Annotated in this window: 22 protein-coding genes; 13 read left to right on the forward strand and 9 right to left on the reverse strand. The window is 38.2% G+C overall.

Features of this window, described 5'->3' with window-relative positions:
• The first annotated feature begins 90 nt into the window (after positions 1-90).
• The 10 genes from QUF99_RS08935 (at position 91) to addA (ending at position 16346) form a co-directional block, all read left to right on the forward strand.
• Positions 91-603: a DUF1648 domain-containing protein gene (locus QUF99_RS08935; protein WP_289369582.1), complete on the forward strand. Its 513-nt coding sequence runs from the start codon at positions 91-93 to the stop codon at positions 601-603.
• Between the two features lie 268 nt (positions 604-871).
• Positions 872-1807, forward strand: a complete 936-nt coding sequence (locus QUF99_RS08940; RefSeq protein ID WP_483298594.1) for a DMT family transporter — start codon at positions 872-874, stop codon at positions 1805-1807.
• 385 nt (positions 1808-2192) lie between these two features.
• Positions 2193-3782, forward strand: a complete 1590-nt coding sequence (gene aceB / locus QUF99_RS08945) for a malate synthase A (RefSeq protein WP_289369584.1) — start codon at positions 2193-2195, stop codon at positions 3780-3782.
• Between the two features lie 73 nt (positions 3783-3855).
• Entirely contained in the window at positions 3856-5133 is a 1278-nt protein-coding gene (aceA, locus tag QUF99_RS08950; RefSeq protein ID WP_286123913.1) for an isocitrate lyase, read from the forward strand.
• Positions 5134-5564: 431 nt separating this feature from the next.
• Positions 5565-5768 carry a cold-shock protein gene (locus QUF99_RS08955; RefSeq protein WP_003195857.1) on the forward strand — a complete coding sequence of 68 codons (204 nt, stop codon included), beginning with the start codon at positions 5565-5567 and terminating at the stop codon, positions 5766-5768.
• A gap of 534 nt (positions 5769-6302) precedes the next feature.
• Entirely contained in the window at positions 6303-6881 is a 579-nt protein-coding gene (locus tag QUF99_RS08960; RefSeq protein ID WP_289369586.1) for a competence protein ComK, read from the forward strand.
• Positions 6882-7605: 724 nt separating this feature from the next.
• The gene (locus QUF99_RS08965) at positions 7606-8199 is read left to right on the forward strand and encodes a TVP38/TMEM64 family protein (RefSeq protein ID WP_289369587.1); all 594 of its coding nucleotides are present in this window, start codon (positions 7606-7608) and stop codon (positions 8197-8199) included.
• Positions 8200-8256: 57 nt separating this feature from the next.
• Positions 8257-8820, forward strand: a complete 564-nt coding sequence (lepB, locus tag QUF99_RS08970; protein WP_289369588.1) for a signal peptidase I — start codon at positions 8257-8259, stop codon at positions 8818-8820.
• A gap of 282 nt (positions 8821-9102) precedes the next feature.
• Positions 9103-12615: a helicase-exonuclease AddAB subunit AddB gene (gene addB, locus QUF99_RS08975; protein ID WP_289369589.1), complete on the forward strand. Its 3513-nt coding sequence runs from the start codon at positions 9103-9105 to the stop codon at positions 12613-12615.
• Positions 12612-16346, forward strand: coding sequence for a helicase-exonuclease AddAB subunit AddA (addA, locus tag QUF99_RS08980; RefSeq protein ID WP_289369590.1), 3735 nt, complete (start codon positions 12612-12614; stop codon positions 16344-16346). Before addB ends, addA begins: the two co-directional genes overlap by 4 nt.
• A 110-nt stretch (positions 16347-16456) precedes the next feature.
• Here the strand turns inward: addA and gerPF are convergent, their stop codons facing one another.
• The 7 genes from gerPF to QUF99_RS09015 form a co-directional block, all read right to left on the reverse strand.
• Positions 16457-16672, reverse strand: a complete 216-nt coding sequence (gene gerPF / locus QUF99_RS08985; protein ID WP_289369591.1) for a spore germination protein GerPF — start codon at positions 16670-16672, stop codon at positions 16457-16459.
• 51 nt (positions 16673-16723) lie between these two features.
• Positions 16724-17104, reverse strand: coding sequence for a spore germination protein GerPE (locus QUF99_RS08990; RefSeq protein ID WP_289369592.1), 381 nt, complete (start codon positions 17102-17104; stop codon positions 16724-16726).
• Positions 17105-17116: 12 nt separating this feature from the next.
• Complete coding sequence (locus QUF99_RS08995; protein WP_289369593.1) at positions 17117-17311, reverse strand: spore gernimation protein GerPD; 195 nt, start codon at positions 17309-17311, stop codon at positions 17117-17119.
• Positions 17312-17317: 6 nt separating this feature from the next.
• Positions 17318-17932 (reverse strand): spore germination protein GerPC, encoded by a 615-nt coding sequence (gene gerPC, locus QUF99_RS09000; protein ID WP_289369594.1) that lies wholly within the window; start codon positions 17930-17932, stop codon positions 17318-17320.
• Positions 17933-18002: 70 nt separating this feature from the next.
• Positions 18003-18209: a spore germination protein GerPB gene (locus QUF99_RS09005; RefSeq protein WP_289369596.1), complete on the reverse strand. Its 207-nt coding sequence runs from the start codon at positions 18207-18209 to the stop codon at positions 18003-18005.
• Positions 18210-18224: 15 nt separating this feature from the next.
• The gene (locus QUF99_RS09010; protein WP_289369598.1) at positions 18225-18446 is read right to left on the reverse strand and encodes a spore germination protein; all 222 of its coding nucleotides are present in this window, start codon (positions 18444-18446) and stop codon (positions 18225-18227) included.
• A gap of 130 nt (positions 18447-18576) precedes the next feature.
• Positions 18577-18756, reverse strand: coding sequence for an aspartyl-phosphate phosphatase Spo0E family protein (locus QUF99_RS09015; protein WP_289369599.1), 180 nt, complete (start codon positions 18754-18756; stop codon positions 18577-18579).
• Positions 18757-18999: 243 nt separating this feature from the next.
• Between QUF99_RS09015 and QUF99_RS09020 the strand changes: the two genes are divergently transcribed.
• Positions 19000-19899, forward strand: coding sequence for a fumarylacetoacetate hydrolase family protein (locus QUF99_RS09020; protein WP_289374600.1), 900 nt, complete (start codon positions 19000-19002; stop codon positions 19897-19899).
• Positions 19900-20048: 149 nt separating this feature from the next.
• Here QUF99_RS09020 and rocD read toward each other — a convergent pair whose 3' ends face one another.
• Complete coding sequence (gene rocD, locus QUF99_RS09025) at positions 20049-21239, reverse strand: ornithine aminotransferase (protein WP_289369600.1); 1191 nt, start codon at positions 21237-21239, stop codon at positions 20049-20051.
• 146 nt (positions 21240-21385) lie between these two features.
• On the opposite strand from rocD, the gene QUF99_RS09030 reads away from it, so the two are divergent.
• Complete coding sequence (locus QUF99_RS09030; protein ID WP_289369601.1) at positions 21386-21754, forward strand: YisL family protein; 369 nt, start codon at positions 21386-21388, stop codon at positions 21752-21754.
• Between the two features lie 123 nt (positions 21755-21877).
• The gene (locus QUF99_RS09035) at positions 21878-22201 is read left to right on the forward strand and encodes a phenolic acid decarboxylase (protein ID WP_289369603.1); all 324 of its coding nucleotides are present in this window, start codon (positions 21878-21880) and stop codon (positions 22199-22201) included.
• Positions 22202-22247: 46 nt separating this feature from the next.
• On the opposite strand, the gene QUF99_RS09040 is transcribed toward QUF99_RS09035, so the two are convergent.
• A complete protein-coding gene (locus QUF99_RS09040; RefSeq protein ID WP_289369604.1) occupies positions 22248-22802 on the reverse strand; it encodes a DUF2777 domain-containing protein in 555 nt (184 codons plus the stop codon).
• Positions 22803-22867 lie beyond the last annotated feature (65 nt).

A 22867-nucleotide genomic window follows, 5' to 3' on the forward strand; every position in this document is an offset into this window, starting at 1 on the left:
TGATGGGGGTGAAATGTTATTGGAATAAGTTTCCTATTATGTGAAGTATGATAAAATATTAAAAGAGAGAAGTTTGAAATGGGGGATAAAATGAAAGAGCACATGAGAAAAACGAGATTGGAAAAATGGCTAGATTGTTTTTCGATTCTCGGTATTGTGGCGATGATTGTATATATTCTTATGTATTGGACATCTTTACCTCACACAATTCCAACGCATTTTGGCTTAAATGGAGAAGCGGATGGCTTTGGAGAAAAGGGAAATATGTTTATTCACCCGATCCTTGGTCTTGGGTTATATATTTTCTTCAACATCTTAAGTCGTTTTCCGAATATCTTCAATTATCCTGCAAATACGACAGAAGAAACGAAACCACTGTTATTTGTAAATTCTCGTAAAATGTTAGGTTGGATGAATTTGCAAATCATTCTGTTTAGTGTATATAACACATGGGAAAATACGCAAGCAGCTATAAATGGGAAAACGAGTATGTCTATGTTCCCCTTAATCATCTTCATTGTTGTTTTGCTAGGAACAATGGTGTTTTATATTGTAAAAGGGATGCGAATTGCAAGTGCTACTGAACGAAAAAAGACCTTTTAAGATGGAGGATAACTTTGATCATTTTACAGGGTTTTTTATTCGATTTTTTACATTTCATTTGTTCTATTGTATAATTGAAAAACTAAAAGTAAGAATATTAAGAAAAAATAATTGAAGTTGAGTCTGTTACATAAAGTGAAACTTTGATCAGTGGAGAGTCTTCATCCCCCATCTAACTTCTTTGCTTCCTACCGAACTTTGAGGTAGGGGTATTACTGCCTGTTAATGCGGGATAAATTATTTTTTGTTTTAATGGAGGTCGTTTATATTGTTTCAAAAAAGCAACACAAATATATTATTTAATACAAAGTCGATGCCTGCTATAAAAATGATAATCTCTATGTCTATCTTTGGTTCCATTGGATTTTTCTCAACAAAAACGAATTTGCCATCATTTGAATTGGTTTTTGTACGCTGTATTTGTGCAACCATATTTTTAACACTATGTTGGATTGCAACTGGTCAGTTTAAAGAAGAAAAGTGGAATCGTAAAGAAGTGTTGCAAGTATTAGCCTGTGGTGTGTTTCTTGTCTTCAACTGGGTGTTCTTATTTAAAGCCTTTGAAGTGATGTCAGTGACAATTGCGATTTCAGTGTATCATCTCGCGCCGATTATTGTATTGATGATCGGCAGTGTGATGTTTAAAGAGAAATTAACGATAGTATCTGTTATTTCGATTGTTATTTGCTTTGTTGGAACAGCTTTAGTAGCAGGGATGGATGGAAGTGTTTCTTTTGGCAAATTCATGTCTTCCGGGATGGTTTGGGCGCTTCTAGCTGCAGTGTTTTATGCTTTCACGACTTTGTTGGGGAAGGGAATTAAACATATAAGTGCATATGCGATGACATTTTTGCAAACATTTTTAGGGATTTTTCTTTTACTACCTTTTGTTAATTTTGATGCATTTACAGGTCTTACGCAAAGTAACTGGATCGCGATTACAGCGACAGGACTCATTCATACAGGTTTTGTCTATTATTTATTTTTTGATAGTTTACGAGATTTACCAACAAGATTAATTTCCGTATTGGTATTCCTTGATCCAGGTGTAGCTATTTTACTCGATACGGTATTTACCGGTTTTCGTCCGACTCCGATACAAATTGCAGGAATTATTCTTATTTTTGTTGGTATGGCGCTGACTTTTCGAAAGTCGGAAACAGAAGTGCAAACGGAGAAAAGGTTAAAAAAAGGTGCAATGTAATACAGAGCTAAGTTGTTTGAGGGAAGAAGAGAACAAAACAGAAAAGGAGCTTACGACGTTTCATTCCGCTCGAAGGGGAATGGACGTCGGCTCCTTTTTATTTTTTATTCCATATTAATGAGCAATAAAACCCCGATTGGTGAGGGCTAATAATCAGGGGGAATGAAAACCCCCCACTGATCAAAGTTTCACTTTATTGATGAATCCTCAAGCCTTCCGTTTTTGGATACAATTAGGTTTTTGTAATGTAATTTTTAAATAAGCGGATATCTTATAATTGATTAAATTTTCTAAAAAGTTCTTCCTTTTCTTAGGATTTGTTATATAATATAAAACATAAAATTAAATCTGTTATAAAACAGTTTAAAGAAAAGGAGATGCTAATATGTCGACACAAACTTCACGGGTTACACTCGTTGGAGAAGTATTACCGGCGTATGTAGAAATTTTGACACCGGAGGCGCTCACTTTTTTAAAAGAGCTGCATGAGAATTTTAATGAACGCCGTAAAGAACTGCTGCAAAAACGGGTGGAAAAACAAAAACGAATTGATGCAGGGGAGTTTCCAACATTCTTAAAAGAAACGGCACATATACGTACAGAAGATTGGACAATTGCACCGCTGCCGAAAGATTTAGAGGATCGTCGTGTCGAAATTACAGGACCTGTTGACCGAAAAATGGTTATTAATGCTTTAAATTCTGGAGCGCATGTCTTTATGGCAGACTTTGAAGATTCAAATTCGCCGACGTGGCAAAATGCAATGGAAGGACAGATTAATTTACGAGATGCAGCTAAGAGAACGATTTCATATAAAAACCCCAGTGGAAAGGAATATCGTTTAGGTAGTAAAACAGCTGTACTTCTAGTGCGGTCACGTGGGTGGCATTTAGAAGAAAAACATATGCTCGTTGATGGGGAAATGATGTCAGGTAGTCTTGTGGATTTTGGTTTGTACTTTTTCCATAATGCCAAAGCATTATTAGAAAGAGGAAGTGGACCATATTTTTACTTACCGAAAATGGAAAGTCATTTAGAAGCTAGATTGTGGAATGATGTTTTTGTTTTTGCACAGAAGTATATAGGAGTTCCAAATGGAACGATTAAAGCGACCGTTTTAATAGAAACCATCCATGCTTCCTTTGAAATAGATGAAATTTTATATGAATTACGTGATCATTCAGCTGGACTTAATTGCGGGCGCTGGGATTATATTTTTAGTTTTTTAAAGAGTTTCCGGGGTCATAACGAATTTTTACTTCCAGACAGAGCACAAGTTACAATGACAGCTCCGTTTATGCGTTCATATTCCTTGCGGGTTATTCAAACGTGTCATCGTCGTAATGCGCCAGCAATTGGCGGGATGGCAGCACAAATTCCGATTAAAAATGATGCAGTTGCCAATGAGGCTGCTTTTGAAAAGGTGCGTGCTGATAAAGAGCGTGAGGCTTTAGATGGGCATGATGGGACTTGGGTTGCCCATCCGGGACTTGTACCGGTTGCGATGGAAGTGTTTGATCACATTATGAAAACACCAAATCAAATATACCGAAAACGAGAAGAAGTTTGCGTAACCGAAAGAGATTTGTTGGAAGTACCAGTGGGAACGATTACAGAAGGAGGACTTCGTACGAATATTAGTGTCGGTATTCAATATATTGCATCGTGGTTAAGCGGCCGCGGAGCAGCACCAATTTACAACTTGATGGAAGATGCAGCAACAGCAGAAATTTCACGGGCACAAGTGTGGCAATGGATTCGCCATGAAGGTGGAAAGCTAGAAGATGGCCGCAATATTACATTTTCTTTAATGGAAGAACTAAAGGCGGAGGAGCTAGCAAAAATAGAACAGGAGATTGGTAGCGAACAGTTTGAGAAAGGTAGATTCAGTGAAGCGACAAAGTTGTTTACTGATTTAGTTCGTAATGATGAATTTGTACCGTTTTTAACATTACCGGGGTATGAGATTTTATAAAGTGGCGTTTTTTTTTGAAAATGATTAAAGTTTACCGACTATTGCTGAATAAAAGGAAAAGGGGATGGAAGAAATGAAAAACGAAAGAATTGGAAAATTACAAGAAAGCTGGGCGTTAGATGAACGCTGGAAAGGGGTAACACGTCCATATTCTGCCGAAGATGTTATTCGTCTTCGGGGATCAATTGATATTGAGCATTCGTTAGCACGCTACGGGGCAGAGAAGCTGTGGAAATCGCTTCATACGGAAGACTATATTAATGCACTCGGTGCGTTAACAGGAAATCAGGCGATGCAGCAGGTAAAAGCTGGATTAAAAGCAATTTATTTAAGCGGCTGGCAAGTGGCGGCAGATGCAAATCTATCAGGGCATATGTATCCGGACCAAAGTTTATATCCAGCAAACAGTGTACCGGCAGTTGTAAAACGAATTAACCAAACGCTGCAACGTGCAGATCAAATTCAGCATATGGAAGGCAGTGGGGATACAGATTATTTCGTACCGATTGTTGCTGATGCAGAGGCAGGATTCGGCGGACAGTTAAACGTGTTTGAATTAATGAAAGGCATGATTGAAGCTGGGGCATCAGGCGTACACTTTGAAGATCAATTATCTTCAGAAAAGAAATGCGGACATTTAGGTGGAAAGGTATTATTACCAACGCAAACGGCGGTACGTAATTTAATCTCTGCGCGATTAGCTGCGGATGTAATGGGCGTACCAACAATTATTGTTGCCAGAACAGATGCGGATGCAGCGGATTTAATTACAAGCGATATCGATCCAGTTGATCAAGAGTTTATTACTGGAGAAAGAACACCAGAAGGCTTTTATCGCACAAAAGCAGGGCTTGATCAAGCAATTGCACGCGGTTTAGCATATGCACCATATGCAGATCTTGTTTGGTGTGAAACGTCTGAACCATGTTTAGAAGATGCGAAGCGTTTTGCAGAAGCAATTCATGAGAAATACCCAGGGAAATTACTAGCATATAACTGTTCACCATCCTTTAATTGGAAACAAAAGTTGGATGAAAAAACAATTGCAAACTTCCAAAAAGAAATTGCATCATACGGATACAAATTCCAATTCGTAACGCTTGCGGGATTCCATGCGTTAAACTACGGAATGTTTGAACTTGCACGCGGCTATAAAGAGCGTGGAATGGCAGCGTATTCTGAATTGCAACAAGCGGAATTTGCAGCAGAAGAGCACGGCTACTCTGCAACACGTCACCAACGTGAAGTAGGAACGGGCTACTTTGATGAAGTAGCGCAAGTGATTACAGGTGGAACATCTTCAACAACAGCGCTGAAAGGGTCAACAGAAGAGGCGCAGTTTACGAAATAAGTGAGGAAGCAGGTGTCTTTTTGGAGACACTTGTTTTTATCCCACTATTCGCGGGCAGTAATATTTCCACTGATTAAAGTTTCACTTTATTTGATTGTCGTTATTCTTGCTGAGAAATAGCGACAATCATAATTTTGATAATAATATAGGAGGAAATCGATAATAAATCTTGAAATTGTTATAGGTGTCATTTGGTAATATGGAAGAAATAGAAAATAGATTTCAAAAAAGATTGTACATTCTATTTTAGTATGGTATGATTACTCCTAGTTGAATAATTAAATCAAGCAATCCATATATTATCAAGTGCTGAGAACGAACGAGAAAAAGTATGTGAGAACTGTTGTATTTTCGTATTTGATAATGTGTGGATTCTTTTTTTATGTATGCAGACTAAAAAAAACTTTTATTTTCTTTAGGAGGAAATTATTATGACAGTAACAGGACAAGTAAAATGGTTTAACAACGAAAAAGGTTTCGGTTTCATCGAAGTTCCAGGCGGCAACGATGTATTCGTTCACTTCTCTGCAATCACTACTGAAGGTTTCAAATCTTTAGAAGAAGGCGAAAAAGTTAGCTTCGAAATCGAAGATGGCAACCGTGGACCTCAAGCTAAAAACGTTGTAAAACTATAATTTTATAGATATAACGGAAAAAAGGATGGCATATGCCATCCTTTTTTTATTTGAATTCGTTTGTTATTTATCCCGCTATTTGTGGGTAGTAATACTCCCACCTCAAAATTCGGCAGGAAATTAAGAAGTTAGGCGGGGGTATTACTGCCCGTAAAAGCCCGATTGGAGAAGGCTAATGATCGGTGGGGGATGAAGAAAAAAACTACTGATCAAGGTTTCACTTTATTCTATTTGAGCTGTTAATAAAGAAATAAGATCTCAAAGAAAGCTCTTCACTATTCTAGCTGTGTATTATGTTACAAATATTTCAAAAAGAGAAGAATGTATTTTTCTATAGCAATCCATCGTTTTATGTAGGTAAATGATTGGTTTTTGTCTGGAAATTTGCATAGAGAAATATTATGAAATTTTAAAGTTTTATAAGTGTTTGTAAAATATTTGAAAATATTAACTTTTTTATTTTTCAGATGGTACAATTATCCATGTAACAGCTGTTATATATTGTAAGTTAAATAGTAAAGGAGCGAGTTAAAGATGGGTGAAAAAGTGGAACACTATGTCGAAAACTATGTTGTAAACAAGAAAACGATGGCCTTACTTCCAGTTATTTTAGGGGACAAACGTATTGTAACGCGAGTGATTGAAGTAGAAGATTCCTTTTTTGTGTATCAAAAACCTCTTGATATTGTAGAAAGAAGTTGCCGCCGGCATGGATCTAGTTTTTTAGGTCGTAAAGAAGGCACAAAAGAATTAGCAAATATCACGCACAAAGCACCCATTGCCATTAGTCCTACCGACCAGCTTTATTTTTTCCCTACTTATTCGTATTCTAGAAAGGAATGCGCTTGGCTATCCCACTTTCATATTGCAAATAGTAAAGAACTTACAGATGGAAATCTTATCATTCGATTTATTAATGGTTTTGCAGTGAAAATAGAAATGTCAAAGAGTAGTTTTGAAAATCAACAAAATCGAACTGCAAAACTGCGGACGGAATACGAAGATCGAAAAGATAAACAAGGGAGACTTCTTTTTAAAAAGGTTGATAAAAAAGAAGAAGCTGAACTGAAACCGGCTTATGAGCGAGTATATCTTGTCAAAGAAGAAGACTAAATATAATGTGACAGTATAAAGGATGGGTGACCATCCTTTTTTTATTTCTCAATATATAAGAGGATGTTCAAAAAGTCCAGTAAAGATAGCTGTCCTATTTCTTCGTTACGTCGCCAGTCCGGTACTCATGTATATAAATACAAATTAAAAAACCGACATAAAACCCTTCTTTTTAGGTGGGAGAGAGTATCCGGCCATGCATAGAAGCGGTCAGCTGCCCCATGCGAAGTGAAAACAAAGAGAGAAAACGAGCGCAGGTCCCTTTTTATTATCCATAGCCGCGGCTATATGCCGAAAAATCAAAATGGATTTATCCCGCATTAACGGGCAGTAAGACCCCCACCTCAAGATTCAGAGAGAAGCAAGGAAGAGAGGTGGGGGATAACTGTCCGTAAAAGCCCGATTGGTGAGGGCTGATTATCAGTGGGGGATGAAGAAAACCCCCACTGATGGAAGTTTTACTTTATATAGTTCCATCTACACTCCGTATCTTCCTGGCTTCCGCGCCTCGAACCGCTCTGTTCTCTTTATCCTCCTTTTTGAACGATCACTATAAGGTAGTACCAAATAATTATAGATTGCCATACAATAAGGATGCAGGATTTCTAAGTGAGAACATGGAACACTAATAAATACATCTTTATATGTCATATCTACCATTTCCTCTTCACGCCAAGCAATGATAAAGTAAGGATAGGACTATAGCAAAGGGGCAAATAGTAGAATGGATTTTCAAACGATCAAAGAATATTTTTCAGAAGAAAATATGGACCAGCTTGTGGAGAGCTACCGAGCTTTTGGACCCATTCTTGGTATCGGACTGCCAATGGTGGAAGCTCTCATTCCGGCGCTCCCACTTATTTTGTTTGTGATGGTGAATGCAGTTGCTTTTGGTTTATGGCTTGGGTTCTTGTATTCATGGATTGGATCGGTTGTTGGTGCATTAATCGTATTTTCGGTCATTCGTCGTTTTGGGCGGAGTCGCTTTTTTTCTTTTGTGAATAAGCATCCGAAAGTACGCAACGCGATGGGATGGATTGAACGAAAAGGATTTGCACCGATTTTTGTACTGTTTTGTTTTCCGTTTACGCCATCTGCACTTATTAATGTTGTAGCGGGTTTATCACGTATTAGTAGACGCCAGTTTGTTTTAGCATTGGCGCTTGGGAAACTTGTGATGATTTTTGTATTAAGTTATATCGGATATGATTTAACTTCTTTTTTTCATAAGCCAGTGAAAACAATTATTGTAATTAGCGTCATCTTTATTTTATGGTATGTCGGCAAGAAAATTGAAGTAAAGTTAGAACTACATTGAGACTAGTCTTCACTGTGAATGCAACTCCATTATAGAAAAAAGCAAGGGGAGATGCAGATGAAGCGAACGCTAAAAAAAGAAAGCTTAGAGTGGATGAGAACCATTTTTATAGGTGTGTTATTAGCTGTTTTTTTTCGAGCGTTTTTCTTTTCAACGTATGTGGTAGAGGGGAAGTCGATGATGCCGACCCTTCAAGATGGCAATATGCTTGTCGTCAATAAAGTGAGCTACCAAGTAGGGGAATTGAATCGATTTGATGTTGTGGTGTTTCATGCGAATAAGAAAGAAGATTACGTCAAGCGGATTATTGGTTTACCAGGCGATCATATTGCATATAAAAATGATAAGCTTTACATAAACGGTCAGTTTATTGAAGAGCCCTATTTAGAAACATATAAGAAGCAAGTGGAAGGCAGACAGTTGACAGGAGATTTCACGTTAGAAGAACTAACGCGGGAAAAGGTTGTCCCGAAAGGATGCATTTTTGTTGTTGGTGATAATCGTTTAGGCAGCTGGGATAGCCGTCACTTCGGCTTTGTAAAAGCGGATACAGTTGTCGGGAAAGTGGACTTGCGATATTGGCCGATCAATGAAGTGCAAACTAATTTTTCCAAAGGGTAATTGGAATTGCTTTTTATAATAGAGGAAGTTCAAAAAGTCCGGTAAAGATAGCTGCCCTATTTCGTCGTTACGTCGCCAGTCCGGTACTCATGTAGTTCCAGCTACACTCCGTATCCTCCTGGCTTCCGCGCCTCGAACTACTCGGCTCTCTTTATCCTCCTTTTTGAACATGTACTTATAGGGAAGGAAAAGACAAGCAGTCGCTGTTTGTCTTTTTTCTTGTCGTATAATACAATGATGACAGCGAACTAATGTTCGTTATAGGTGAAAGGTGGGGATTTCATGTCGCTTCGATTTGTGATTGGACGAGCTGGAAGTGGAAAAAGTGCATTTTGTTTACGTGAAGTGCAAGAAGAACTTAAACAGTGTCCAAGAGGCGAAACAATTTTATATCTTGTGCCAGAGCAGATGACGTTCCAAACGCAGCAAGCGTTAATCGGTAATGGGGACGTAAGTAGCTCGATTCGGGCGCAAGTTTTTAGTTTTTCACGTTTAGCGTGGAAGGTTCTGCAAGAGGTTGGTGGTGCAAGTCGTCTTCATATTGATGAGGCGGGTGTGCACATGTTGCTTCGCAAAATTGTTGAGGCACGTAAAGAAGGATTATATGTGTTTCAAAAAGCGGCGGAACAAAATGGCTTTTTTGAGCACCTTGGCAGTATGATTGCTGAATTTAAACGTTATAACTTAACACCATCTAATGTATATGAAATGTGGCAGCAGTTAGATACTCATAGTAATGGCAATGAGCAAAAAATATTAGCGAATAAAATGTACGATCTTCAGCTTTTATACGATGATTTTGAACGAGCTTTAATAGGTAAATATTTAGATTCTGAAGATTATTTGCAGTTGCTTGTAGAGAAGCTTCCGCATTCTGATTATGTAAATGGTGCTGAGATTTATATAGATGGATTTCATTCGTTTTCACCGCAAGAATTAGAGATCATTAGGCAGCTTCTTAGATGCGGGGCAAGAATGACGATTACATTAACATTGGATGAAAAAACATTGTCTGGGCCGGTGAGCGAACTTGATTTGTTTTATCAAACAGTTCTTACGTATGAAAAGATAAAACAGCTGGCACGCGAGGAGAAAATTACGATTGAAAATACGATTCCGATGCAAGAGCAACCGCGGTTTCGTTCAGCTGCATTGGCACATTTAGAAGCACAATATGAATCTCGTCCAAATGCAAAATTTCAAGGTGAATCTAATATTACACTATATACAGCGGCTAACTTACGAGCAGAAGTCGAAGGGGTTGCCCGTGAAGTGCGAAGACTTGTTGCAGAGGAGGAGTATCGCTACCGCGATATTGCTGTTCTTCTTCGTAACGGAGAAAGCTACTATGATGTGATGAAAACCCTTTTTACCGATTATAATATTCCGCACTTTATTGATGAAAAGCGTCCGATGTCCCATCATCCGCTCATTGAATGCATTCGTTCTGCGCTAGAAACCATTAACGGAAATTGGCGCTATGATGCAGTATTTCGCTGTGTGAAAACGGAGTTGTTATATCCATTAGATGTAAGAAAAGAAATGATGCGTGAAGAGATGGATGAATTTGAAAATTATTGTTTAGCGTACGGTGTGCAAGGAAAGAGATGGACAGCGGATGAACCGTGGACATATCGCCGTTACCGTTCGTTAGATGGAGTAAATGGAACGCAAACTGATAGCGAGCGCGAGATGGAAGAAAAAATAAACCGTCTTCGTGATGTTATACGGACACCAATTATTCGTTTGCAAAAGCGTTTAAAACGTGCCGGAACGACAATGCAAATGTGTGAAGCGGTTTATTTGTTTTTAGAAGAACTGGATGTTCCGAAAAAACTGGAAGACTTACGCATACGGGCCGAAGCAGAAGGAAACTTCTTATTTGCAAATGATCATGATCAAGTATGGGAAGAAGTGATGAAGCTTCTTGATACATGTGTGGAAATGATCGGTGAGGAAAAGATGTCATTATCTATGTTTATCGATGTGATGACAACTGGTTTAGAGGCGCTTCAGTTTGCCAATATCCCGCCATCTTTAGATCAAATACTAATTGCAAATATTGATCATTCTCGTTTATCTGATATCCGAGCGGCCTTTGTTATCGGGGCCAATGAAGGAATTATTCCAGCAGCGCCTTCAGACGAGGGCATGTTATCAGATGAAGAGCGGGAGGTTCTCGTTTCAGCTGGTGTAGAATTAGCACCGACAACAAGACAGACTTTATTAGAAGAACAATTTATCATTTATCAAACGGTGACACGTGCATCCGAAAAGTTATATATTTCTTGTCCACTTGCCGATGAAGAAGGGAAAACATTACTCTCATCTAGTTTTATTAAGAAAGTAAAAAGAATGTTCCCTTTTGTCAAAGAAGTATTTATAACAAATGATGTGAACGATTTGTCTCGTCATGAGCAAATTTCGTATGTAGCAACACCGGAGGTTACGCTGTCGTATGTGACGCAGCAGCTGCAAAACTGGAAGCGATACGGATTTGAAGGGAATCTAGACTTTTGGTGGGACGTATATAATTTCTATGTTACCTCACCTGCGTGGAAGCAAAAAAGTTATCGTGTGTTATCCAGTTTGTTCTATCGAAACCAAGCACAGAAATTAAGCGCGGTTGTGAGCCGAGACTTGTACGGTGATACCATTAAAGGAAGCGTTTCTCGTATGGAATTATTTAATCGCTGTGCCTATGCTCACTTCGCGCAGCATGGGTTATCGCTAAGAGAGCGAGATATTTTTAAACTAGATGCACCGGATATCGGTGAACTATTCCATGCGGCATTAAAGAAAATTGCAGACAAGTTATTGCGTGAAAATCGCACTTGGTCTGATTTATCAATAAAAGAGTGTGAGCATCTTTCTGTCATGGTAATAGAAGAAATTGCACCGCTACTACAAAGGCAAATTCTATTGAGTTCAAATCGTCATTATTATTTAAAGCAGAAATTGCAGCAAATCATTTTCCGGACGTCTCTTATCCTTCGTGAGCATGCAAAATCAAGCGGGTTCGTGCCGGTTGATTTAGAGGTGCCATTTGGTATGGGTGGGACAGGATCGTTGCCACCAATGGAGTTTTCATTGCCGAACGGAGTGAAAATGGAAGTTGTTGGCCGCATTGACCGCGTAGATAAAGCGGAAGATGAGAGCGGTACGTTCCTGCGCATTATTGACTATAAGTCGAGTGCTAAAGCGTTAGATTTAACCGAAGTGTACTATGGTTTAGCGCTACAAATGTTAACGTATTTAGATGTTGTTATTTCTAATGCGAATACATGGATGAAGAAAAATGAGACGGCATCACCTGCTGGGGTCCTTTATTTCCATATTCATAATCCGATTGTTGAAATGAAAGGTGACGCTTCTGAGGAAGAAATTGAGCGAGAAATTTTAAAGAAATTTAAAATGAAAGGACTTGTGCTCGGAGATACAGATGTTGTGCGTTTAATGGATAACAAACTTGTGACAGGAAGCTCTGATATTATTTCTGCTGGTTTGAAAAAAGATGGAAGCTTTAGTGCTCGTTCTGATATTGCAAGTGAGCAAGAATTTACGGTCTTGCAGCAATATGTGCACCATACATTTGAAAACATCGGAAAAGACATTACAGAAGGTGTAATTGATATTGCACCATATAAAATGGGGAATAAAGCAGCTTGTACGTTTTGTAATTTCCGCTCTGTTTGTCAGTTTGATGAATCGCTTGAAGATAATCAGTATCGTACGTTAAAAGATATGAAAGATAGTGAAGCAATGGAAAAAATGAGAGAGGAGGTTGGGGAATGATGCAAAATTGGCCAGTAAAACCAGAAGGTAGTCAATGGACCGATGATCAATGGAAGGCAGTTGTTGCGAATGGTCGTGATATTTTAGTAGCAGCGGCAGCTGGATCGGGAAAAACGGCTGTACTTGTAGAGCGGATGATCCGGAAAATTATTTCTACTGAGAATCCTGTGGATGTAGATCGTTTGCTTGTTGTGACGTTTACAAACGCAGCAGCACAAGAGATGAAAAACAGAATCGGTGAAGCATTAGAAAAAGTATTGATTGATGATCCAGCGTCACAACACATTCGTAAACAGCTGAGTTTATTAAATAAAGCATCGATTTCAACAATTCACTCGTTTTGTTTGCAAGTCATTCGAACGTATTATTATATGCTCGATATTGATCCGCGCTTTCGCATTGCCAACCAGACAGAAAACGAATTATTAAAAGAAGAAGTACTAGACGATATATTAGAAGAAGAGTATGGAATCGAAGGAAATGACATCTTCTTTGAACTTGTCGATCGTTATACGAGTGATCGAAGCGATGACGATTTACAGCGCATGATTTTAGCGCTTCATACAGAGTCTAGGGCGCATCCGAATCCAGCTCGTTGGCTTGATAAACTTGTAGAAGCATATGATGTAGAAGGGAAATCAATTGAAGACTTGACCTATGCCTCTTATTTATTAGAAGATGTGAAGTTTCAGCTTCGAGCGGCAGAGCAACATGTTCGAAAAGCAATTGAGCTAGCGATGCTGCCAGACGGTCCCGCACCACGTGTTGAGACATTGCAAGCGGATCTTGCACTACTCACGACGTTGTCCGCAGCGGCACATCAGTCTTGGACAAGTGTATATGAAGCGATGCAAACTATTTCTTGGCAAACATTAAAGCGCATTAAGAAGAGTGACTATAATGAAGATGTTGTGAAACAAGTAGATTCATTACGGAATAAAGCAAAAGATGAAGTGAAGAAGCTGCAAGAGGAGTTATTTAGCCGTAAACCAGAAAGCTTTTTACGTGATTTTCAAGATATGCACCCTGTGCTGCAAAAGCTTGTCCAGCTTGTAAAAGTATTTACAGGACGTTTTCAAACGATAAAGCGTGATAAAGGAATGGTTGATTTTACAGATCTAGAGCATTTTTGTTTGCAGATTTTAAGTGAACACACTGAGAACGGTGAAATGTATCCATCGCCAGTTGCGCTTCAATATCGTAATAAGTTTGCAGAAGTTCTTGTTGATGAATATCAGGATACGAACTTTGTGCAGGAGTCGATTATTAAACTTGTAACGAAAGATTCAGAGCAAGAAGGTAACTTGTTTATGGTTGGTGACGTAAAGCAGTCGATTTATCGTTTTCGTTTAGCGGAACCTGGATTGTTTTTAGGAAAATATAAACGTTTTACGTCTGATGGAATAGACGGCGGTATGAAAATTGATTTAGCAAAAAACTTCCGAAGTCGTCATGAAGTGTTAGCTGGCACGAACTTTATTTTTAAACAGATTATGGGAGAAGCAGTTGGGGAAATTGACTATGATGCGGATGCAGAGTTAAAGCTAGGAGCGAGTTATCCAGCAAGTGACGATGTCGCAGCCGAACTGCTATGTATTCATCAATCTGATAAAGAAGTGGCAGATGGAGAAGAAGGTGTGGAAGTCGAAAAAGCACAACTAGAAGCACGTCTCATTGCACAAAGAATAAAGGCGATGGTTGATTCCGGATATGAAGTATATGACCGTAAAACAGATAGTATGCGCCCTGTGAAATATCGTGATTTTGTGATTTTACTTCGCTCGATGCCATGGGCACCGCAAATCATGGAAGAGTTGAAATTACAAGGTATTCCTGTTTATGCTGAACTAGCGACAGGTTATTTTGAAGCGACAGAAGTGAACATCATGATGAATATCTTTCGGGTGATTGACAATCCGATGCAAGATATTCCGCTTGCAGCTGTACTACGCTCGCCGATTGTCGGATTACATGATGAGGAACTCGCGATGTTACGTGCTCATGAAAAGAAAGGTTCATTTTATGAAGTAATGCGTTCGTTCTTACAAGGTGTACCACTTGAGGAAGAGGTAGAGTTACACAGGAAATTACAATGGTTTTATGATCTCCTGCAAGGCTGGCGAGAATTTGCCCGTCAACAGTCGCTTTCTGATCTCATTTGGAAAGTATATCGTGAAACAGGTTATTATGATTTTGTCGGTGGTCTTCCAGCTGGAAAGCAGCGTCAGGCCAATTTACGTGTGTTATATGATCGCGCTCGTCAATATGAAGCAACATCCTTCCGCGGGTTATTCCGTTTTCTTCGTTTTATTGAACGAATTTTAGAGCGCGGCGATGATATGGGAACAGCAAGAGCGCTTGGTGAACAAGAAGATGTGGTCCGCATTATGACCATTCATAAAAGTAAAGGGCTAGAGTTTCCAGTTGTATTCGTAGCGGGGCTTGGACGCCGCTTTAATACGCAAGATTTAATGAAGCGCTTCTTATTACACAAAGATTTCGGTTTCGGATCGCAATTTATTGATCCGCGTAAACGAATTAAATATACGACGCTATCGCAATTGGCGATTAAGCGGAAAATGAAGATGGAACTGATTGCCGAAGAAATGCGAGTATTATATGTTGCATTAACACGTGCAAAAGAAAAACTCATTTTAATCGGTACGGTGAAGGATAAAGACAAAGAGATAGAAAAGTGGCTGGATGCACGGGAACATACCGATTGGTTGTTACCGGATTATGTTCGCGCGGGAGCATCTTGTTATTTAGATTGGATTGCACCATCATTATATAGGCACCGTGATAGTGAAATGCTTCTTGAACTTGGACAGGGGAACATTCCAAATGATATTTATCAGTATGACGCAAGCTGGAAAGTTGAGGCTGTTGATGGTACAAGTTTACAGGCGCCAGAACCAATCCAAGAAGAAAAACAAGAACTATTAGAAGCGCTTCGTGAGAAAAATCCTGTCTCAGTAGAGAGCGAACGAAAAGAAGAAGTATACGCGAGGTTAACATGGCAATATGCATATGGAGAAGCAACAGTACATCGAGCAAAACAGTCTGTCTCGGAAATTAAGCGAAACTATCAATCGGAAGATGGAAGTGATCATGCTTTTATTAAAAAGGTACGTGCACCTATTCAAACGCGCCCGCGGTTTATGGAGAAAAAAGGATTGAGCTATGCGGAACGTGGAACAGCTGTACATGCTGTGATGCAGCATGTGAATTTGAAAAAGCCAATTACAGCAGAAACAATTCAAGAAAAAATTGCTGAAATGGTGAATAAAGAATTGTTAACATTTGAGCAGGCAGAAGAGATTGCAGCTGAGAGAATCGTTGCTTTCTTTGATACGGAGCTTGGGAAACGGGTATTGGCTGCGAAAAGTGTAGAACGCGAAGTGCCATTTACAATGATGTTATCAGCAGAGGAAGCGTATCAAAATTGGCAAGGAGAGCATGAAGAATCTGTGCTTGTGCAAGGTGTCATCGATTGCATGATGGAAGAGGAAGACGGCATTGTATTAGTTGATTTTAAAACGGATACCATTGAGGGAGGCTTTCCAGGTGGATTTGATCAGGCAAGAATCGTTTTAGAAGATCGCTATAAAGTACAGCTTACATTGTATGGAAAAGCACTAGAGAAAAGCTTAGGTCAGCCTGTAAAGGAAAAATATTTATACTTCTTTGATGGAAATCACGTGTTACGAATAGATGAGAAAAATGAGTAGGTAAGTAGTTACTTCGTTTTTAAAAAGGATTCGAAAATAGCCATCATCAAAGCTTGTTCGAACAAAAAATTAAAATAAATAAAAAAGTAGGAGGACTTCCTCCTACTTTTTTATGCTGTTCCAATTTGATCTTGATCTGCAACGTCCGAATCAAATGTATTTGTTGCACTGACACCGTTGAATGTATTGATAACAAAAGCAACATTTGATGCGCCTGATCCGTTATATGCTTTCGTATTTTCTTTTGGGGATACGTTATAAAAATCACCTAAATTGAAAGAACCATTGCTATTTTGAACGATAAGATTTCCAACGACAGAGGGCATATTCTTCACCTACTTCATCAGTCTTCTTTACCATCACTATATGATTCATTTTTAAAAAGGTTCCTCAGTGATGTATTGACGAATTTGAAGAAGGCGTGCGTTGTTAAAAGCATAATCAACTGAACCGATGTGAAAACAAGCGGAATTTAAAAGGGTACGAACAGTAACATCGTTTACTTCAATAAAAGGGCATTCATTGATGATGTTCATTTTGATATCGGTTGATCGAGATGGAATTGTGATTTCATCATCTGTAAAGATAGCATAAGCATCTAAGTCACCTTCTTGTGATAAGTAGTAAGGAAATTCACGTTGTACAACAAGTGCTCGGCTTTTTAATTCCATTTGATTAGAATCCCCGACTTGGAAAACCCCAGAAATACCCATAGAGATAACAGAGGAACGATGAACAACTGAAATATGTCGAAACATTAAGAACCCTCCTTAACCTGGAGTAGTAGGGACACCGGTTGCAAGAGGAACAAAAGGGCCTTCAGAAACGGATTCAAAAGGTGTATCGAGAATAGCAGAGAGAATGAGAAGGTTGGCATCTCCAATTAAAAATAGTGCTGAGGAAGAGATACCGTTCATTTTTATCGTACCAACTTTTATTTCACGATTTACAACAGTAAAATTCATGCATACTTACTCCTTTCGGAAGTTGCTTGGTATGTGCTGAATAAAGGAAAGGAATGCTTTATCAATATCTTGTTTCATAGCTTGAATGATTACATCTTTCATATATTGGGGATCTGATGCAATGTCTTCATACGGCTGTACTTGTGATAAGTAGTAAGGAAGGCGATGCTCCATTTGTTTTTTTATATCATCAATCATCATTTGTCGATACATATCATCCAGTGGTGTTCGTTCTTCTTGTTCAAAATGAAGAATGCGTTTATATGCTTCTTCGTCTAAATAGCGATGCATCTCTTGAATGATGTCTTGATAAAAATCAGGATTTGTTTGTGTTTCCGGATTTACTTTTAATGTTTCGGTATCTACTTGAAAATCTTCAATTTGTTGGCCTTTGCTTGTAAATGGATTTAAGCCGATGTTTAATGTACCATTTAAATTTTCTACTTTTAGTTGGTCAAATTTGTATTCTACTTTTCCTATAGAAGAGGAGGGACGGCTTTTTAGTTCATCAAGCTCTTCCGTTAATGAGCGTACTTTTTCTTCTAAAGCATGGATTGTTTCTTGTTGTTTTTGAAGAACTTGTTGGAATTGTTGTAAGTACGTGTATATATCTTGATTCACTGTGTGAAACCTCCTTTTCAACAGGGAGGGTGTGTGTAGAGCTGCTCTATATGTTTATGACAAAAACAGCTTAAGAAGAACTAGACGCCGGCTTAATAGAAAGAATTTGTCCTTTTGCTGTAAGGGGGCGAAGTGGCTCTGTAAATCCACCAGTATTTGAGAACTTAGATAAAGCTTTAATGCTTCCGGCACTTCCGATTTGAAAAACCGATGATGTTGTAATGCTGTCTATTTTTATATTGTTAATGATAATACTTTGATGTACGTAGAAATTCATTTCCATTCGCCTCCTTTAATTGGACCCGATAATGGCCTGATCGACTACGTCTTGATCATTGACAGTTGTTGAGTTTTCATAATTGTACACCGAAATAGTTTCACCGACATTAAAAGAACCAGCTCCTGCAAAAGCGCGAGAATAACTAATCGGCCGAATCGCAAATACATCTCCTATATGAAAAATACCACTTGATCCAATGTTAACGACACGGATATGTCCAACCATTGCTGGCATAGAAAACACCTTTCATATTAAAATTTTCATATTTGTCCGTTTTTAAAGGACTGTTTTAGAATATTCTCTTATAGTATTGTATGGGCATTTTTACTAAAATGTGTCTTTTTTTAAATAAAAGACACACACTTTAGTGTGTGTCTGTGTCTGTGCTTTGAGTGGAGAGACAATCTGCGTCTATAACCAAAACAACGTTTAAGAGCCTGTCCAGTTCTTGACTACAAATAACTGTTTTTTGAGAGGTTATTCCAAAGCGTTCAGCAAAATACATCATTTTTTCACGTTTCTTTTCAATTGCTTGCTCAAACATAGAATCGGCTCCATCTCCTTATAGATTTTAAGAGTATCTGTAGTACATATTATACAAACTTTCCATAAAAAAGAAATACCTTCGCTAAAAATAGTAAAAATTCTACATTTTTTCCTAAAGAAGTTCATGAATAAACAAAAAACGCAAAGAACATTGTGAAAATTTGAATGTGTTTGCAGGTTTTTTTTCAGGCGATGCGAATACAATTACATTGTATGAGTTTTAGGATGGAGAGTGGAAATGATGCGGTTGGTTACAGTGAAGAAAGAAGAAAAGATATTTGTCGGTGTTGTGGATGATTATGAGCAAACGGTGCTGCATATAAGGGAAGCACAGAAACAAAAAGGGGAAAAGATTACAGTTCCTATCACGATGTTAGAATGCATTGAGCAAGGAAATGCATTTATTGAAAAGGTAAGTGAGATTGTAAGATGGGCAAAAGAGAATGAAACGACGGCGTATTATCCATTATCAGATGTCAAAATATTAGCTCCTATTCCTCGGCCGAGAAAGAATATTCTTTGTGTCGGAAAAAATTACCGAGATCATGCGATAGAAATGGGTGGAGAGGAAGCGGTGCCTAAGGATATCATGATTTTCACAAAGGCGCCAACAACTGTCATTGGAGATGGGGCGCAGATTTATAGTCATCCGCATGCAACGAATGAACTGGATTATGAGGGAGAACTTGCAATTGTTATTGGGAAACGCGGGAAACAAATCGCGAAAAATAAGGCTCTTGAACATGTTTTCGGTTATACAATTTTGAATGATGTAACGGCCCGAGATATTCAAAGAAAACATAAACAATTTTTCTTAGGGAAAAGTTTCGATACATTTTGTCCAATGGGACCATATTTAGTGCATAAGATGTATATTAAAAATCCAAATGAGTTAAGCGTCGAGACAAAAATTAATGGGGAAGTGCGTCAATCCTCGAATACTGCAAATATGATGTTTTCTATAGAAGATATTATTTCTATCGTAAGTAAAGGGATGACGTTAGAGCCTGGAGATATAATTGCAACAGGAACACCAGCTGGAGTTGGGAAAGGTTTTACACCCCCAAAGTTCCTGCGTGCTGGCGATGAAGTAATGATAACAGTGCAACATATTGGAACTCTCCGCAATACAGTCAAATAGTAGCGTGCGCGTTTCTTATATCTGGCTCATCCCTATATTATTTGTATTGCATAATGCTGAAGAGTATTATTCTTTTCCTGAAATGAAATATTTACAACCAATTCGTATGGAAGAAAACAAGCTGCCTCACTGGAGGCAGCTTGTTTGTATTATGATAATACCGCTTTAATTTTTTGGAACGCCCATTCTAAATCTTCTTCAGAAATGACAAGAGGCGGTGCAATACGAATTACATTTTCATGTGTTTCTTTACATAGTAACCCTGCTTCTTTTAATTTTTCACAGTATGGACGAGCAGATTCGTTTAATTCGATTCCGATAAATAATCCTTTACCACGTATTTCTGTAATCATCGGATTATCGATTTCTTTTAATTGTCCTACTAATTTTTCTCCTAATTGAAGAGAACGTTCTGTTAACTTTTCATCTAATAATACGTCAAGAGCTGCGATAGAAACCGCACATGCAAGTGGATTACCACCAAATGTAGAGCCGTGAGAGCCTGGTTCAAATACTTCTAAAATATCGCGGTTTGCTGCAACACAAGAGATTGGGAACACGCCTCCACCTAATGCTTTTCCAAGTATGTACATGTCAGGAATTACGTTGTCCCAATCACATGCGAACAATTTCCCAGTACGTCCTAAACCAGTTTGGATTTCATCAGCTACAAATAAAACGTTTTCTTTTTTACATACATCAAATGCTGCTTGTAAGAAACCAGCTGGTGGAATGTTAATTCCTGCTTCTCCTTGAATTGGCTCTAAAATAAATGCTGCTGTATTTGGTGTGATCGCAGCTTTTAATGCATCTAAATCGCCGTAAGGAATGACAACAATACCAGGAAGCATTGGTCCAAAGCCGCGTTTGTATTCCGGGTTAGATGACATGGAAACAGCACCCATTGTACGACCGTGGAAGTTATCTTCACAAACGATAATTTCAGCTCTATTTTCTTCTACTTTTTTAACATCATATGCCCAGCGGCGTGCTGTTTTGATTGCAGTTTCAACAGCTTCCGCACCTGTATTCATTGGAAGTACCATATTTTTATTTGTTAATTTCGCTACTTTTTCATACCAAGGACCTAATTGATCGCTATGAAATGCGCGTGAAGTTAATGTAACACGGTTCGCTTGTTCAATTAATGCGTCGATGATTTTTGGATGACGATGACCTTGGTTTACTGCGGAATATGCACTAAGCAAGTCCATATAGCGATTGCCTTCAGGATCTTCTACCCAAACACCTTCTGCTTTGGCGATTACGATTGGTAGCGGATGATAGTTATTTGCCCCGTATGTGTCAGTTAGTTCAATGATATCTTTTGTTTGAATCATGATAGTTCCCCCTTTTGTTATTACAAGAAGTTTGTAAATACTCTAAATATTATATCATTTAAACTGGAAAAAGCGAAATATTTCCTGAAAAGAAATGGACATGGTATCATATAAAGTGAAAAAGTGTGAATAGAGGAGGGGATTACATGACAACACACATGCATATTACTGCGTGGGCGTTAGGGCTTATTCTATTCTTTGTGGCGTATTCCATGTATACGGCAGGAAGAAAAGGTAAAGGCGTACATATGGGGCTTCGTCTTATGTATATTATCATCATTGTAACAGGGTTCTTACTGTATCAAAGCATTATGAAAACAGCAACAGGTAATGCTCATATGTGGTATGGCCTAAAAATGTTAATTGGTGTTTGGGTCATTGTTGCGATGGAAATGATTCTTGTGAAAACAAGTAAACAAAAACCAACAGGGGCGTTTTGGATTCAATTTATTATCGCGTTTGTCGTTGTGCTATATTTAGGCTTGCGATTACCGATGGGTTTTGACCTATTTTAGTAAAAAAACCACTTATTTTCTATTGAATAAGTGGTTTTTTATTATTTGTTGTAACTTGACAAAGGAATAAAGTTGTAACTAAAATAGTTACGTGTATAAATTGATGTCGAAGGAGAGAGAAGTATGAAAACATATATTGGACGTACAGTTGAAGTGAGATATGAAAATGGTCTTGTGTTTCGAGTTACTTATCAGAATGAAACGACTTTAAGATGGGAAGCTGTAGCTGGTCCGAAAAAAGGGCAAACTGGAGAAGAAACCATTACCGCACTAGAAGTTGCCTCAGGTATTTATTTCTTGAACTGGATCGAAAACGACGGCTTAACAATTAGTCAAATATTGAACTTACATGAAATGACAATCAACACATTTATGACGTTTGAGAATGGTGAAGGTAGACAAAGTCTGTTTGAAACAGCTACAGTTACAAATGTTTCGACAAAATAAAAAAACGCTTATTCACTTTCAAATGAGCGTTTTTTTTATTTTGTACTCAAGTTGCATCTACATGTAATTGTTCACCGTTTGTTTTTGTGAATTGAAATATATTTTTATTACATGTAGAAAATCGAACATAATGATGATGTAAAGCACAAATCATTTCTTCATTATCAAATAAGAGAATATTTACGCCTTCGCAATGCTGTCCCTCCGGCTGAAACGATAAGAAATTATGACAATATATACAGTCATATAAAGAATAACCCAGCGACTGTAATGTTTCTGTTAATAATGAAAAAGCAGTATCAGGTAGTTCTTCTAGCCACTCGTGATAACTCAGCAGTAACTTTTTGCGAATACGCACTGTTTCACCGTCTTGTAATGGGTGATGCTCATTGGCGACTTGTAAGATATTTTGTTCATAAAATCGTGCCGGTAGCCAATTGTTGTTATATAGAACTTCAAATCCATCTTCAATGATATCCTCCAATAAAAATGCTTCGTCATTTTCATCATCAAAAAATATCCATTCGTCGTTTATATACTCCACGTTTCCGATTGTATGAGCACGCGGTTGATTATACAAAATATGTTTACGTTGTTTCATTTGTGATTTCTCCTTTTTTATAGAAGTGTCTGTTCTTGTTATAGACAGTTCCGCCCTTCTTTATA

The organism is Bacillus sp. DX4.1, assembly GCF_030348195.1.
Lineage (GTDB): Bacteria > Bacillota > Bacilli > Bacillales > Bacillaceae_G > Bacillus_A.